Raw genomic sequence first — 16017 nt, 5'->3', positions numbered from 1 at the left:
CGATTGCAATGAAGCTGGTCGATTGGGAAGAGACTTTGGGGCTTGGCACAGAAGCTAATCGCAATTTTTTATATCATCCTGGAGATGGTGGTTTGGTAGCGAGTTTTCACGATGCCAATGGAAATGCTGTTGCAATTACAAATGGTCAATGGAAAGCGCAGACTTTCTATATTGCACCCATCAGAGATTTGAGCTGTATTGTCGAGAAGGAAACCGAGCATTTATCCGGCGACTGTGACACGCGTGGCACAAATGATGGGAGTCAATTTTATGCCATGCACTATCCCGTCCCATCTGACTGGTACGATAGCGACTTTGATGATTCGGCCTGGCCATGGGCATATACTTATACAAATGCGACAGTTGGCGTGAACAATAAACCCGCATATACAAATTTTACGGATCTATTTGATAATCCTGAGCACGATGCACAATTTATCTGGTCATCGAATCTCATTTTGGACAATGAAGTGATTGTGCGATATACCGTAAAGTAGTGTTATGCTAAGTCGATATTTGATTGGCAATTGTGATGGCAGAACGAAATCTCTATAAAGAAAATCAAGGCGAAGACTTTGATTTTAAGATACTTGTGGATCAATACCAGGAGCGTGTATTGAATTTGTGCTATCGGTTTGTCAACCATCGGGAAGATGCAGAAGATGTGGCGCAGGATGTATTTGTGGAAATTTATCGCTCAATTGGAAATTTTCGGAGCGATGCGAAGTTGAGTACCTGGATTCACCGTATTGCCGTTAATAAGTCGCTGGATTTTGTTCGAAAGAAAAACCGCAAAAAGCGCTTTGGACAGGTCAGATATTTCCTGGGGCTTGAGGAAGTGGAGAATCAGTTGCGCGCTTCTCCAGACTCTCAACCCGAGGTTGTGCTGGAGACAAAGGAATGTGCTGCGATTTTGAGACAGGCTGTGGCGTCTTTGTCAAAAAAACAACGGACTGCTATAATTTTAAATAAGTTTGAGGGATTTAGCTATGCAGAAGTAGCCGATGTTATGGAGACAACTGTTTCGGCTGTTGATTCCCTCATTCAACGAGGCCTGAAGAATTTGCGAAAGAAACTCTACAGATATTATGAGGAAGATTTTAAAGATAAAAAAGTGCGAAGGGATTTATAAAAAATCGCGTCTAACTATAGATGAGGAAAGAAAGTCTATGAGCCGGGAACGAAAAATAGAAGAAGCTGTTGAGAAAACGCTTCAGAGCTTTGAGTCTGCCGAGAGACTACAATCCTCGCCCTTTTTTTATACAAAACTTCGGGCAAGGATTGATGGGTTGCATCGAGGAGTGACTCACAAGTATCGATTCGCATTTGGTGTGTTGAGATTCGTTTCTCTCTCGCTGCTCCTTATTTGGAATATTGTGACGGTGACTTATCTCATTGGGAGTGATCAAACAGATGCCTATGACCGGAGTGAGATGATTAATGCGTTCGCCGAATTTTATGTTCTTGAGGAAGAGGAATAAAAGGATGCTGATATGAGCAATTTCTGGCAAAAGGGATTTGGTGCGTGGACTATCGCGCTACTTCTGCTTTTTAATGTATCTACACTGTCTCTGTTGTGGTATAAAGAGATCAACAAACCCCCGCGACCTGTGAGAAGCCCTTCTGGGACTCATGCGTTAGATAACAGGGAGAGAATACAGCGATTCATTGAACGCGAACTTGATTTAAGCAGAGAGCAAGCTCGAGAATTTAGAAAGCTACACAGTGCATATCTTCAGCAGAGCAAAATATTGCGAAATGAAATTCGAGATTTGAAGCGGAATCAGTTACAAGTAGAGATGTTTGCAAGCAAAGCAGACACGCTCAAGATAAATCAAGCAGCCAGGCGGATTGCCGATAAACAATTTGAATTTGAGAAACAGACCTTCTTACATTTTCAGGAATTGAAAGCCTTGATTGGCGAAGACCAGGGAGAGAGTTTGAAAGCCTTGTTAGATGAAGTATTTATGAAGCAGGGCAACAGTCGCTCCCTGCGTCGTGGGCGATCTCGCCCTCCCAATAACGGGTCCTGAAATACAGTCTTTTTTGCAAAAACTCGGCATTTGCCGAGTTTTTTGTTTTTTGCCCGCAGGGTTTCTTGCTATCTGCCGTCTAAGCCTATAAGCCGGAGATAATAGACTACAGGAGGTGGGAAATGATGAGGCGACAATTGAGGATGTTCGGATTGGTTTTTTGCATGATGAGTGTATTGTGTGTCAGTTATGTAGAAGGGCACATGCTCTACAGCGATGAAAGTGATGTGACAGATTTCAATGACGACGGAAAAACGGACATCGAGGATTTTATCATGTTCGCGTCTGCATTTGGTTCACAACAGATACAATTCGATTTAAATCAGAATGGTCTGGTGGATCTTCCCGATTTTCTGTTGTTTATCTCTGCATTTGGACAGTCCGGGTCTGGACCCGCTGGTGGCACACCTGGCGATGCCCCTTTTAGTGCACAAGCATTCCAGCATTTTGCAGATCGGCTGAATATCCGGTGGGATGATGATTTTTTGTATATCGAGTCCGACGCTTTTCCCGATCACCGCATGATGGTGGGGATTGCAGCCTGGAATCAGCAGGTGCCTTTGCCACAGCCTTATCAGGGCGATAATGCCTGGCAGATTCCATTGAAACCCGCGGTTGCAGATGTGCCAGTGTATGCAAGCCAGACGCTGTTTCGGGGAGCTATTGGTCTGGCGATTAACGGTGTGCCGATTTTTAATCCTATCAAACAGAATGGTCGCACCGACACGTATTTGGCTGGGGAGTTAGATGAATTTGGGGGACATGCTGGTCGCGCAGATGACTATCACTACCATATCGCGCCGTTGTTTCTTACAGAAAAAGTGGGCGATGCCGTACCTATTGCGTATGCCCTGGATGGCTATCCGATGTATGGTCTCAATGAACCCGATGGTACCCCGGCAACTAACCTGGACGATTTGAACGGACATTTTGATGCAAATGGAAATTATCACTATCACAGCACGCTGGATTATCCCTATGTCAATGGCGGATTTAAGGGCGTTATTGAACTTTTCAGGGGAGAAGAAGTCGCAAATCAACCCCGTACAAGGCCCGTTCGGCCTTCGGGCACGGGTATGAGGGCGAATATCACAGATTTTGTGAAGGATATAGATGGCTGGTATCGGCTTACGTATGAGGCAAACGGTGGAACAAACGCGATTGCCTATTTTCTCAGACCAGATGGGGATTATGATTTTCAATTTACAGATGCCAGTGGCAATATCACGCGACAGACTTACCGCTCCAATGGGAGTGTTGGGGGGCAAGGTGGTGGGGGAACGTCAGGCCAGAGCGGTGGGTCTGATGGTTCAGGCCCCCAAACTGTAACCGATCCACCCGATAGGGATTCCGATTCTTTGTTTGTTGCATCCGAGTTGTTGGGACGACCAACCGACAGATCCATAACTGTCAATGTGGTTCCATCAGCAGACCTGGAAATTTATCTGGAATACGGAACAGAATCAGGTGTTTACACAAAGCAGACATCTATGGTGAAGGGATCACGAGATATACCGATTGAAATTGCGATGGAGGGATTGCTTTCTAACACGCGGTATTATTATCGAACGCGCTACCGGCGCGCAGGAGAAACAGAGTTCAAAAGGCGGGGCGAATATATGTTTCACACATATCGTCCACCGGGTACAACATTCACCTTTTCAATTCAGGCCTGCGCTCATTTAGATGGTCGATCCAGCCTGGAACTCTACCATCGCTCGCTGGAAAATGTCGCAGCATATCAGTCCGATTTTCTCATTGATCTCGGTGATACATTTATGTGCAACAAACACTCAGAACCACTTACGGCGACTGTAAGACCCGCACCCGATTACGCAACCGTTGAGCGTCGGTATTTGTACGAGCGTGGGAATTTTGGAAAGATTACACATTCTATTCCGCTATTTCTCGTCAATGGCAACCACGATGGGGAAGAGGGGTGGTCCTTGAATGGGACGCCGAACAATGTGGCTGTTTGGGCTACAATGGCGCGAAAAAAATATTATCCGAATCCCGTGCCAGATGTGTTCTACTCCGGAGATTCCGATGAAGAGCCATTTGTTGGCGTGAGAGAGAGTTATTATTCATGGTCGTGGGGAGATGCGCTATTTGTCGTGATTGATCCTTATTGGTACACGACAACAAAACCCAAACGCGGCGGGGTATCGGATAACTGGCGCTGGACCCTTGGCGAAAAGCAATATCAGTGGCTTCGGCAGGTGCTGGAGACGAGTGATGCTACCTTTAAGTTTGTATTTTCACATCACCTGGTGGGGGGTATTCATACAGGAGAAGGACGCGGCGGTATTGAGATGGCTCCGTATTACGAATGGGGCGGAAAGAATAGAGACGACAGTTGGGGGTTTGACACTAAACGCGCGGGATGGGACAAGCCGATTCATCAATTGATGGTAGAGAACAATGTGTCGGCTTTTTTTCACGGTCATGACCATGTGTTTGTGAAGCAGGAGTTAGATGGCGTGGTGTATCAGGTGTTGCCACAACCCAGTAATACAAATTATCGGAATGGTGACAAAATAGCTGCTGAAGGGGGGTATTTTAGTGGCACTGTCCTGGGAAATTCAGGGCATCTGCGTGTGACTGTTTCTCCAGATGATGTTGTGGTGGAATATATTAGAGCTTATCTGCCAGGAGATGAAGGTGCTGGACGGACAAATGGCGAGGTGAGCTATTCTTATCGGATAGACAAAAAATGATCAGATATACACAATGGGCTTTGGGTGCGGTCTTCGCTTTATTTTGCATTTTTAGCCCAATTACTTTGAAAGCGTCACAGCCTGATTTTGATGGAAATGGCAAGGTCGATTTTGCCGATTTTCTCGCCTTTGCTGGTGCTTTTGGCACCGATCAAGCCCAATTTGATCTCAATCAAAATGGGCAGGTAGATTTTCCTGACTTTCTGATATTTGTTAGAGCATATGGTGAGAATGATGACACATCCTTACCCGAGCAGTCTGCATTTTACAAGCTACCAGATGATTGGCAGGTTGTGCCTATAGAACAACAAAATTGTGCAAAAGAGGATCTTGTTGGTGTTGATCATGTTTATGTTGAAACGGCATCAAAATTGTTGGTGTGGCTTACTGGCACGGTTGAAGATGCACATTATGAACCCATTGGTGAGGTGGCAAATTATTTTGGTTTTGCAGCACTCAGGAACGAGATTCGTGAACGCGATGGGAACAATGCAGATGCCTCTTTTCGGGGTGCAATCTATAAGGAAGTCCTGGAGCTTTTGGATGATACTCAACGGTCGTTGTTATATGAATTATTGGCCGAGCATCGAACGGCAATCAACGGGTTTTTGGAAGACCGTGTTTTGTTGGTCGATGAATTGTGGCGTTTAAAAAATAACGTTACAATGGACTATGTTCGTGTGATGAACTTGATACAATCAATAGGGAAATACGAAGGCACCATTACGGTCATAACGGCCCAATACTATGCAAAATTACTACCTCTTTTAAGCTCTGAACAGGTGCAATACTTAGAAGATATTCGTCGTGGCGTTGTCACCGTAGATCAGATGCAAAATACCTCATTGCCATATGCTGCAGAAGCAAAAACTCAATTTAACGCACTTAGCCGTGATGATGCTACATTGATGCAGGAAGTGTCGAGCAAGTTCGTTGCCTGGGCAACGGGTGATTTAGATGACGCGCTCTTTTTGCCAAGAGGTAAAATTGGCAACTACTTTGGGTTTTCAAGCTTTCGGTATGTAGATCGAACATCAGTGAATCGTGGGGGAGCTGCGGATTTGATCGATCAGGTATTAACCCCAGATCAACAAGCCATTCTTTGTGGTCTCTCGACTAATGTTGTGGGTTATACCCAGGATTATGTTAATGGCCGAGCGACTTTGATCACGAAATTGGATGCTCTCAAAAAAGATCCTACGCTGCCAGTAGATCATCTTGTAACGGACTATGCTGACCTGGCTGGCCAGGGTGAGGGCCGCAGAGTAGTGGTAGAAGCATTAACATATCATCTCATAGAGTCTATGATGGGTGCAGAACAAATCCAAAGTCTTAAAGCACTTCGAGTCACAAATTAAACGATTCAGCTCAAATTTTTCTTTGGCTGAAAAAGGGATGGCGTTTATAGAGCGTCAGGTTGGCGCAGGGAGATCTTTCTATGTGCCATTAAAAGAGCAGTGAACACTTCCATTTCGGCAGGAGAGAAGACCCCCGACGCAGGGCCAGAAATCCATAAGCCTCGTCTAACACGCTACGCCGCGCAAATTTGCGCGGCGTATTCTTTTTTAGCCTGATGTTATGCAATTAACCACAGATAAACAGCGCGGCGGACAGATGGGCAAGTGGTACATATCTTTCAAATTACCGCCCAATCATCGCTCAAAATATACAGAGATTGTTCTGCGCCAAACAGGTGATCCTTAAATTCAAGTTGAAAAAAAAGGGGCAATACAGCATATTGAAGGACATAATAAGGGTATTTGATGCTGTCCATACCATTTGTCGTGCGATGCTGTGACATTGGCCTGATATTTGCTTGAGTTCTGACTGTTGCGTTTGTCCAAAATACGACCAACTCTCAGACCAGGCATCTCAAATGGCCGAATTTGATACGATATCCAAACACCTGATTCAGAAATATCCCGACGACTTTGCCAGCTTCACCCTCGGGAGCGAGGACATTGAAGTTCTTGCAGTTATTGACACAGGGCAATACACTGTTGAAGCACGCCAAACCGATAGCCTGATTCGCGTGCGTATGGGTGACGAGGAGGTATTGGTTCACAACGAGTTTCAAACGACTGACAGCACCAATCCACCCATGCCACGCCGCATGGCGGGCTATATCGGACGCGCCATTGAGCATCACGGTCTGCCGATCTATTCCAATGTCATCTACCTGCGTCCCAATGCTGGGCAACGCGATCTCGGGTACTATGTCCAGGAGCATCTCGACTACGAAATCACGATTCGGTATCGCGTGATCAGACTGATTGAGATAGAAGGCGAGCGTGTCCTCGAATCGGGGCAATCGGGTCTGATCCCTTTCACGCCATTGATGAAGCCACCTGAAGGGATGGCCTCGGATGTATGGTTGCATCAGTGTATTCATACGGCTCGGACGCGCCTCATCGCTCGGTCATCCAGAGCCGATTATCTCGCAGGCATGGTGGCGTTGAGCGAATTGGTATATGAGTCTGAAGTCATTTCTGCTATTATTTTACAGGAGGGCATCATGGATCTGATCCGCGAATCATCACTTTTTCAATCTCTTACCCAGGAAAGCAGAGAGGAAGCCAGAGAGGAAGGTTTTGAGCAGGGCAGAGAAGAGGGTGTTGAGCAAGGCATTGAGCAAGGAGGTAGAGAACGCGCTATTGAGGATATCCTCGACGTGTTGGAGATCCGATTTGATCTCCACCAGACAGATCCCTTATCTGCTCGCATTTCAGCTATTGAAGATTTACAACGTCTCAAGCAGTTGCACCGTGCGGCGATACAAGTGTCCAATCTTGATGAATTTGAACGCATGTTAGATTCAACGACGTGATATGAAAAAAATATCATCCATCCCAATTTACACCATCGGTTACGGTAGCCGTTCCATTGAGCAATTCATCGAAGTACTACAACTACATGAAATTGCCTACCTTATTGATGTGCGCTCAACTCCCTATTCTCGCTATAAACCCGAATTTTCCAAAGAGGTGCTGGAGGCGAAACTGCAACAGCACCGGATTAGGTATGTGTTCATGGGTGATACGTTGGGCGGGCATCCCGATGACGAAACTTGTTATGATGCGAAAGGGCAGGTAGATTACGAAAAGGTAAAGGATACCGAAATCTATCAGAGGGGAATTGAACGTCTCCAAACGGCTTTTGCTCAACAACAATGTATTGCTCTCATGTGTAGCGAAGGAAAGCCGGAACACTGCCATCGAAGCAAACTCATCGGAGCATCGCTCTCGGCACAGGACCTCCCCGTGATTCATATTGACGAAAACGACGAGCAGCAGACGCAGGATGACGTTATTGAGCGTCTGACAAAAGGACAAATGTTTCTGTCAGCCCAAGAGGTGCTCAAAGACGTTTTTGGATATGAACAGTTCCGACCTTTGCAGGAGACAATAATCAGCCACATTCTCAACCGGCACGATGCGCTGATCATTCTGCCAACGGGGGGTGGGAAGTCGCTCTGCTATCAACTGCCCGCCCTTATCTTCGATGGTCTAACCGTTGTCGTATCTCCGTTGATTTCGCTTATGCAAGACCAGGTGATGCAGTTGCAACAGCGGGATGTTTGCTCCGCTTTTCTCAACAGTACCCTTAGCCAGCGAGAATATGTTGCCACAATGCAACGTGTCAAAAGAGGGGACATTAAGCTACTTTACGTTGCGCCTGAAACGCTCCTGCGACCTGAGATTTTGTTGATGCTCGATGAGTCACATGTGGCCTGTCTTGCAATTGATGAAGCACACTGTATTTCGCAGTGGGGCCACGATTTTCGTCCAGAGTATCGACAACTGGTTTCCGTTCGTGAACGATTCAGGAACGCTGTCTGCGTCGCGCTGACAGCTACTGCTACTCCACGGGTTCAGCAGGACATTAAACAATTGCTCAAAATTCAGGCGAAAAATGAATTCATTGCCAGTTTTGACCGGGAAAATCTCTTCATGGGTATTGAATTAAAAGAGGCGGTGCTACAGCAGACGCTGGCATTTCTCAATACCCATTGCGGTGAATCCGGTATCATCTACTGCCAGACGAAGAAACAAGTTGAATCGCTGTTTCGCAATTTAGTTGAACGTGGGATTCCGGCACTTCCTTATCATGCAGACCTGGATAGCGAAACCCGCAAGCAGAATCAGGAAGCTTTCATCAGCGGGGACACCCAGGTGATAGTCGCAACAATAGCTTTTGGAATGGGGATTGATAAAGAAGATATACGTTTCATACTACATATAGGATTGCCAAAGGAACCTGAGTCTTACTATCAGGAGATTGGGCGTGCTGGTCGGGATGGACATCGGGCGGATTGCCTTTTACTGTTCAATTACGGTGATGTTGACACCATCAAATATTTCATAGATCAAGGTGCGCCATCTGAGCGAGAAGGAGCTTTAAAACGATTACAGACGCTTGTTGATTGGGCGACTTCTGCAGCGTGTCGCCGCAAAGGATTATTAGCTTACTTCGGAGAGCATTACGAAGAACAAAATTGTGGAATGTGTGATAACTGTCTCCAGGCGGAAATGGAGCGAGTTGACCTGACGGATCCGGCTCGCAAATTCCTCTCTTCTGTTGTCGAAACAAAGCAAATTTTCGGTGTAGAGCATATTATCAATGTATTACGCGGTTCAAAAGTAAAGAAGGTTGTTAAGAACCGGCACGACCAACTCTCCTCCTATGGCACGGGCAGAGAATATGACAAAACACAATGGAAAAATCTGGCACTGCAATTCCTCCAACATGGACTTCTCTATCGAGATCTACAACACGGCAGTCTCAAGCTGAGGCATAATGGGCGTGAGGTGATCAGAGGCAAAATGCAGTTTTGGGGATTTCCTGTGGAATCGGCAGACCACATAACTGAAGAACCTGTTCAGGATACGACATCCGAAGAATCAAACGAATATAGTCATGAACTTTTCGAGCAACTTCGCACTAAACGCAGAGAGTTATCGGAGGCTGAACACGTACCAGCGTTCGTTGTTTTTCACGACAGGACGTTGCGAGCAATGGCTGCCCAATTACCACAATCGGTGGAAGCATTCGGGCAGGTTTCCGGTGTCGGTCCTGTGAAACTTGAGAAATATGCCGATGTCTTTTTGCCTATCATTTGTGATTATTGCCAAAAACACGGGCAAAATTTTTAGGCCCAAAGGCAGGGAGCATTGGATTCTGGTTCATCCGTCAGGACCAGATCTCGAAGCGCTTTGAATTTATGGATCACTTCCAGCAGACCATGTATTGCCGCCTGCCCGGACGGTTCCTTCTGCTTTTAGAAACTCCGCGCAGTGGATCCCGCCGCCCAGACTGTTGACCGATGTGATTTCGTGGCCCATTTCGATCAATCCATTCACAATATCATCGGGCAAGGCACGGGTCACACTTACCGGCTCGTGGGTTTGTACATGCATCCTTGGACCACTGACAGCCTCGAAGGATGTTGCGCCGTAATCGACGATTTTTTGGGCCGCACGCGCGTTCACAGAGATGATACGCCGAGATGATACGCCTGCCACCTGGCATTCCGGTCGCCACATCCCGATCTGGTAGCTGAATGATGAGCGGAACTGTATTGTTCAGTGGTCGCTTGAGCGAAGCCACGGAATTTTTGCGCCCAGGCCTGGGATCTAACCTGCACATTCCATGTCCCAGAATGATGCCTGTATCGGGTACCGTAACAAGGGAGCCGAAAGCGCCGCCTTGAGAAATTGTTACGGCCGCCACATTTCCTTCGGCATCTGCGGAAGAGACGTGGAGCGTACCATCATTTGAATCACCCATTGGCGGTGGCACAAGCTGATCTACTGCATTGGGAAACTGGCGCAGTGTTTCCACGCGACCGGCTGCATAATCTTTGCTCAGCAGTCGCTCAATCGGTACATCCACATGGTTTGGATCTGCGAGATGGAGAAGGCGATCTCGCCAGACCAGCTTGAGTAGCTCGGCGAATCGGTGCCAGTATTCGACCGTGTCTTCCGGCAGGGGATCGAAGCATTCCCACATGTTGAGCAGTTGCAAGCTGGACAATCCGCCGTTGGGCAGAATTGCACCATGTACGGATGCCTCGCGGTAGGTCGTGGTATATGGTTCGGTCACGCCTGGTTTGAAGGCAGCCATATCTTCCATTGTCAAAATACCGCCAGTGGCCTGAACGTGATCTACTATTTTATTGCCGATTTCCCCCGTGTAGAAATCCTGCCATCCGGCTTCTGAAACTCTTGCAAGGGTTTTTTCCATATCGCGACGGTGCCAGATGTCATCTGCTGTTGGGACACGTCCCTCGGGCATCAGGTGTTTTTCTGTTGCTTCAAATCTGCGGATCACGGCTTGGAGATTTTTGATCGCCCCTGCAGTAGAACCAAAGAGAAAGCCATCTTCGAGTAGCTTCAGCGATGGTGCTACCACATCGGACCATTTGAGTTTTCCCCACTTTTCCCAAATGGTGCCCATGCCTGCCATCATACCCGGGGGACCAATGGCGAGAGGTCCATGGACGTTGGCATTGTCCTTTACGCTGCAGTTGTATTCTTTTTCATTGATGCCTCCGGGGGTACGCGTTGGCAGGATAGTGTACATGTGTTCGTGAGCCGCTTTGGGCGAAATTGAATTGGCGTCTATCGACCAGACTTGGCCCGTGGCGCCTTCCAGGATCACGGCACACAGTACATAACCTCCCACACCCGTAGATTGTGGCTGTAACATGCAGCATGCCATACTGGTCGCCACTGCTGCATCAAAGGCGTTGCCGCCCTGTTCGAGTATTCTCGCACCGACTCTTGCCGCCTCTGGAGGTCCGGCTGCAACTGCTCCTGTTGTACTGGTAACTTCTTGTCCCTCAGTCATATTCGTTTTTTTCCTGTGTTATTTCATTAATGTGCGCCAACATTACTTGGCGTCCGTTGATTGGCGCACATAAGGTGGCGTACTAAGTCAGAAGGGTTTTCTAACTCTGCCAGTTGGCCGCGCATGTCTTCTTGTGGGATGAACCAGGGGCGCATATACATGCCGAGGAGGACAGATCGAATTTCATCGGTTTGGTTTGGGCGAGCTGTATGCCAGCAGGCACCGTGCATGACAATGGCGCTTCCGCGTTTGCCGGTGAGGATTTTACCGCCGTCGATCCATTGGCTTTTGAGTTCGGGTGGTGGCGGTTCGCCTTTGAGGTGGCTTTGGGGCAGCATGGCGGTTGCGCCGTTTTCTTCGGTGAGATCGTTCAAAAGCCAGATGGTTTGACCTGCGAGACGGCCGGGTGGCCAGGGCGGTTGCACAGACCAATAAGGGTAGTCTGAATGCCAGCCAAAACTGTCTGCGCCGGGATAGACTGTATTGCCAGACCAGGTGGAGCAGACCATGTCGTCACCGAGGTATTTGCGCCACAGGGTTACGATGGTCGGGTGGGACATGAGTTCGAGAAAGATGGAGTGCTTGACGGCGATGCGCCCTACGCGCTGCGTTTTGGCTGCAAGCGATTGCTCGGTGGCTTCTTCTTTGAGGAGTTGCTCAAGAATACCGCGTGCTTTATCTGCTTTTTTTTCTGGGATGACCGAAGGAATGATGTGGAATCCCACTTCATCGAGATCGGTCATGATTTTTTTATAATCGAGATTTTTGGGCATTTTTGCTCCTGTTTTATTTCACTGCGTACTGCATCAATTTTTCTTCATCGATTTCAATGCCGAGTCCCGGGCGATCGGGCAGTTCGAGATAGCTGCCATTTCGGGTGAGGGAGTGTTTGAGGATTTGATCGCTTTTCAACTGAAAGCTCTGGTCGAAGTGTTCCATGATGACAAAGTTGAGGATGCCTGCCGAGAGCTGGAGTTGCGCGGCGGTGGAGAGGACGTTGCCCGCGCCGACGGCTGGGGCGAGTGGGATGTCGAAGGTTTCGGCGAGGTGGGCGATGCGTTGGCTGCCCGTGATACCTGTTCGCGCGAGGTCGGGCAGGAGAATGTCGGCGGCATGTGCTTCCAGAACAGCGCGGAATTGATAGGCGTTGTAATATTCCTGGCCGATGCAGATGGGCAGGGTGAGGTCGCGCGGCACTTCGGCATGGCGGCGGAGGTCTTCGCTGGGTACGGGCGATTCGAGCCAGAATACGTCGAATTTTTCGAGTTCTTTGCCCAGGGCAATTGCACCGGGTACATCGTAATGCCAGGTGAGATCGACGAGAATATCGACATCGGGACCAACGGCTTCGCGTGTGGCTTCTACGACGGCAACGGCATTTTTTAAGGGCCGATTGAGGTGATATTTGACCGCGTCGTAACCCATTTCAACGGCTTTGAGGGCTTGCTCAACACCGACTTCGGGTGTGGGACCATGTATATTGTTGTAGATACGCACTTTGTCGCGGTAGGGGCCACCGAGGAGGACGTAGCAGGGTACGTCGAGGGCTTTGCCCGATAGATCCCAGAGGGCGTTGTTGATGCCCGCAAGAGCAGCCGCGAGATAACCTGAGCGGTAACCGCGACCGCGCATGGTGCCGTAGGTCATGTCGTAGAGTTTTTCGCGGGCGAGCGGATTTTCGCCGATGAGTATGGGGGCAAACAGGCGATCTACGACTGCTTTGGTGGCTTCGGGCACGAGCAGGGACTGGCCTTCGCCCCATCCGACAAGGCCATTGTCGGCGGTGATTTTGACAAAGAGCGCTTCGGCATAACGCGCAGCTGCCATGTCGTCGATGGGAGGCGTTGTGTCATAAGAGAGCGATTTGCGAGAACGCGCATAATCGGGAATATTTTCAGCGATATTGGGACGGGGTAATTTGACGACATAGGCGTCGATTTGTTCTATTCGCATTTGTGATTCCTTTCTACCATTTGTCAATTATGCAACGCCCCAGCCAGGATACTTATCCGGATCAGCAAACTCCTGTCCCAATTCCAAAAAGCCGCGGGGACCACGCCTACCGTATTCAAATGGATCTTTTGTACCTTCCATCCAGCGATGCAATCTTTCTTCCATTTCTTGAAGTGCTGACCGCGCTTCAGCAGAATTCGCCAGGTTAACCATTTCGAGCGGATCTTCCTGCCGGTCAAACAGCCAGGGACCTCGCTCATTGGCAAACCAACGCGCATACGTATAGCGTTCGGTACGCACACCGCGCCAGCGTCCAACCCAACCGTCGCGATTGGGCCAACCGTGTGCCATATTCTGCAAATAGACAGATTCCGATCCACCAGGCGTTAACTCCGTATCTGCAGGTGCTTCGCCACCTTGCCACACGCTCGAAATATCTCGCCCTTGCAGACCTTGTGGTAAGGGTACGCCACAAGCACCAAGCAATGTAGGTACAATATCAATCGCACCAAAGAAAGCATCCGTTCGCGTACCTGCTTCAATAGCATCGGGCCAACGCACCACAAACGGCACATGGCAAGATTCTTCATAAGGTGTTGCTTTTGAAGCCCGCATCGACTCGTCCAACCATCTACTACTGGGTTTGCCATACCCATGGCTTGAAAGGTGATCTCCATGATCTGATGTATAACAGACAATTGTATTGTCTTTGACCCCCAGGCGATCCAGGGCTTCCAACAATCGCCCCATCTCTGCATCAAGTCCTGTACAACACCCGTAATAGTCTGCGAGTTCCTCATGTGCCCATGCTTTCATCTCGTCTGGTACATTACCCGGCACATCCATGTCCGCGGGATTATAAATATTATATTCGTCGGGATACTGCTTATATGGCCAGTGAGGAGGTCGCCAGGACACAAAGACGGCAAATGGATCGTCTGTTCGAGCATTCAGGTGTTTTTCTATAAATTGAATAGCCAAATCCGTTTCGTTCGTTGGAGCCCAGCCTCCGTAAAAGTTCGGGCCCTCATCGTTTTCGTAATAGGTTCTGTCGAAGTAGGCGCCCCGTCCTCTTCCGCCTGCCAGCGCCGCAAGATAATCCAGCCCGTACCGATTGTCGTCGCCGTACGGCCCTTTACCCAGGTGCCATGTACCCACGTGCGCAGTGCCATACCCATGCTCGCGCAAAGTGCCTGGCAAGGTTGGGATATCTCGTCGCGGACTGTACTCATTATCAATCACCAAATTTTGCCAACCATACCGACCGGTTAACAAAATCGCTCGATAAGGCGAGCACAGCGGGTGGTTGGAAAACATATTGTCACACACCATTCCTTCATCTGCCATCGCATCCAAAACAGGCGTTTGGATTATGTCATTGCCATTCGCCCCCAGCGCGCTATAACGCTGCTGGTCAGAAAATACGAATAGAATATTGGGGCGTTTCTCATTACTCATGGGAATTCCTTTCATAATGGTTACAGGAGGATCTTGAGCATGTTGCTCAGTAAACGATCCGCTACCGGGTCTGTGCCCAGGTTTTCGACAATGCGATGTGTGCAAAGAATGTATTTGCCATTGCCGTGAGTGATTTGTGTGAGGTCAGCGCCATGGAAGGCTTCGGTGACGCCGATGTAGTTTTGTTTGTGTTTGAGACCCGCATACCAGTCGTAGGTGATGTTGCCGCCGATCCAATCGGTTTTGGGTTCTACAATGGACCACTGGGAGGAGATGTTTTGATATTCTTGTCCCATCAGGCAATTTGAGGGCAAGCCATCGTAGAAGGGGTGGTCTTTGACGACATGACTGCACGGCGTCCACAACCCTTTGCCGGAGTAGAGTGATAGTGAGAATGGGAAGAGGATGTCTTTTTCAATGTAGCGAGACATACGGCTTTTTCCCGGCACCATTTCGAGGAGGTACATGGCTGGCAGGTTGAGAAAGAGTGCTGTGCCGCCGTTTTCAACCCATGTGGCAAGATCGGCGAAGCGGGTATCGGGTTTGCCGTTCCAACCCTGGAGGTTGATGAGTACGAGATGGTCTGTGGGGGAGTGAGTGGAGAAGGCGGTTGTGTTGGAAAGATATCTGCCGAGTGCGCCGTTGAGGTCGATAGTCGCAAGGGGTACATCTGGAATGGCGGATTTGCTTTCGTCGAGGACGTAGATGCTGGACTGGTTTTTGATGGGTTCTGGGTCGCCAGATGTGAATGTCAGTTCGATCTGGCATAGACCTTCGACGCCACTGGTGTTGATTTCGTAGGTCGCCAGGTCTGTGATGCCCGCAGGTATTGTTATTTGTTCGTTTATGTCGAGAAGATTTTGTCCATCGTTTGTGGTGATGCGAAGAGAGAGTGTGCCCGATAGATCGTTTTTGTCATTGACGGTGGTGAGCAGGATTTGAACGGATTCGCCTGCATAGACATTTTGTTTGCCGGGACGAATGGCGACATAACGGTCGGCGAATAC

General features: G+C 48.7%; 14 protein-coding genes. 8 read left to right on the top strand and 6 right to left on the bottom strand.

Annotation, left to right across the window (positions count from 1 at the left end; translation table 11 throughout):
• The 8 genes from OXH16_02460 to recQ form a co-directional block, all read left to right on the top strand.
• On the top strand, positions 1–497 hold a 497-nt coding region (locus OXH16_02460; GenBank protein ID MCY3680231.1), incomplete at its 5' end, for a hypothetical protein.
• Positions 498–532: 35 nt separating this feature from the next.
• A complete protein-coding gene (locus OXH16_02455; protein MCY3680230.1) occupies positions 533–1132 on the top strand; it encodes a sigma-70 family RNA polymerase sigma factor in 600 nt (199 codons plus the stop codon).
• A gap of 37 nt (positions 1133–1169) precedes the next feature.
• The gene (locus OXH16_02450; GenBank protein MCY3680229.1) at positions 1170–1481 is read left to right on the top strand and encodes a hypothetical protein; all 312 of its coding nucleotides are present in this window, start codon (positions 1170–1172) and stop codon (positions 1479–1481) included.
• A gap of 12 nt (positions 1482–1493) precedes the next feature.
• Positions 1494–2033, top strand: a complete 540-nt coding sequence (locus OXH16_02445) for a periplasmic heavy metal sensor (GenBank protein MCY3680228.1) — start codon at positions 1494–1496, stop codon at positions 2031–2033.
• A gap of 122 nt (positions 2034–2155) precedes the next feature.
• Entirely contained in the window at positions 2156–4750 is a 2595-nt protein-coding gene (locus OXH16_02440; GenBank protein ID MCY3680227.1) for a YHYH protein, read from the top strand.
• The gene (locus tag OXH16_02435) at positions 4747–6108 is read left to right on the top strand and encodes a hypothetical protein (GenBank protein ID MCY3680226.1); all 1362 of its coding nucleotides are present in this window, start codon (positions 4747–4749) and stop codon (positions 6106–6108) included. Before OXH16_02440 ends, OXH16_02435 begins: the two co-directional genes overlap by 4 nt.
• 518 nt (positions 6109–6626) lie before the next feature.
• Positions 6627–7577, top strand: a complete 951-nt coding sequence (locus OXH16_02430) for a hypothetical protein (protein ID MCY3680225.1) — start codon at positions 6627–6629, stop codon at positions 7575–7577.
• A gap of 1 nt (position 7578) precedes the next feature.
• Complete coding sequence (recQ, locus tag OXH16_02425; GenBank protein MCY3680224.1) at positions 7579–9903, top strand: DNA helicase RecQ; 2325 nt, start codon at positions 7579–7581, stop codon at positions 9901–9903.
• Between the two features lie 66 nt (positions 9904–9969).
• Here the strand turns inward: recQ and OXH16_02420 are convergent, their stop codons facing one another.
• The 6 genes from OXH16_02420 to OXH16_02395 all read right to left on the bottom strand — a co-directional run.
• Entirely contained in the window at positions 9970–10215 is a 246-nt protein-coding gene (locus OXH16_02420) for a gamma-glutamyltransferase (GenBank protein MCY3680223.1), read from the bottom strand.
• Positions 10115–11599: a gamma-glutamyltransferase gene (locus tag OXH16_02415; protein MCY3680222.1), complete on the bottom strand. Its 1485-nt coding sequence runs from the start codon at positions 11597–11599 to the stop codon at positions 10115–10117. Before OXH16_02415 ends, OXH16_02420 begins: the two co-directional genes overlap by 101 nt.
• Positions 11600–11625: 26 nt before the next feature.
• On the bottom strand, positions 11626–12372 hold the full coding sequence (locus OXH16_02410) for a phytanoyl-CoA dioxygenase family protein (protein ID MCY3680221.1): 747 nt from the start codon (positions 12370–12372) through the stop codon (positions 11626–11628).
• A 13-nt stretch (positions 12373–12385) separates the two neighbouring features.
• Positions 12386–13552, bottom strand: a complete 1167-nt coding sequence (locus OXH16_02405; protein ID MCY3680220.1) for a mandelate racemase/muconate lactonizing enzyme family protein — start codon at positions 13550–13552, stop codon at positions 12386–12388.
• Between the two features lie 27 nt (positions 13553–13579).
• The gene (locus OXH16_02400) at positions 13580–15010 is read right to left on the bottom strand and encodes a sulfatase (GenBank protein MCY3680219.1); all 1431 of its coding nucleotides are present in this window, start codon (positions 15008–15010) and stop codon (positions 13580–13582) included.
• Between the two features lie 20 nt (positions 15011–15030).
• Positions 15031–16017, bottom strand: a 987-nt coding sequence (locus OXH16_02395) for a hypothetical protein (GenBank protein MCY3680218.1), incomplete at its 5' end; no start/stop codon positions are given.

The sequence above is a fragment of the Gemmatimonadota bacterium genome, from assembly GCA_026705765.1.
Lineage (GTDB): Bacteria > Latescibacterota > UBA2968 > UBA2968 > UBA2968 > VXRD01.
The sequence above is the reverse complement of the archived record's forward strand: the minus strand, read 5'-3'. Positions and strand labels throughout refer to the sequence as shown.

Bases quoted from the DNA above. Each gene is read 5' to 3' on its own strand.
- OXH16_02430 (MCY3680225.1), top strand. From the start codon at position 6,627: ATGGCCGAATTTGATACGATATCCAAACACCTGATTCAGAAATATCCC.
- OXH16_02400 (MCY3680219.1), bottom strand. From the start codon at position 15,010: ATGAGTAATGAGAAACGCCCCAATATTCTATTCGTATTTTCTGACCAG.
- OXH16_02405 (MCY3680220.1), bottom strand. From the start codon at position 13,552: ATGCGAATAGAACAAATCGACGCCTATGTCGTCAAATTACCCCGTCCC.
- OXH16_02415 (MCY3680222.1), bottom strand. From the start codon at position 11,599: ATGACTGAGGGACAAGAAGTTACCAGTACAACAGGAGCAGTTGCAGCC.
- OXH16_02410 (MCY3680221.1), bottom strand. From the start codon at position 12,372: ATGCCCAAAAATCTCGATTATAAAAAAATCATGACCGATCTCGATGAA.
- OXH16_02440 (MCY3680227.1), top strand. From the start codon at position 2,156: ATGATGAGGCGACAATTGAGGATGTTCGGATTGGTTTTTTGCATGATG.
- OXH16_02455 (MCY3680230.1), top strand. From the start codon at position 533: ATGGCAGAACGAAATCTCTATAAAGAAAATCAAGGCGAAGACTTTGAT.
- OXH16_02435 (MCY3680226.1), top strand. From the start codon at position 4,747: ATGATCAGATATACACAATGGGCTTTGGGTGCGGTCTTCGCTTTATTT.
- recQ (MCY3680224.1), top strand. From the start codon at position 7,579: ATGAAAAAAATATCATCCATCCCAATTTACACCATCGGTTACGGTAGC.
- OXH16_02450 (MCY3680229.1), top strand. From the start codon at position 1,170: ATGAGCCGGGAACGAAAAATAGAAGAAGCTGTTGAGAAAACGCTTCAG.
- OXH16_02445 (MCY3680228.1), top strand. From the start codon at position 1,494: ATGAGCAATTTCTGGCAAAAGGGATTTGGTGCGTGGACTATCGCGCTA.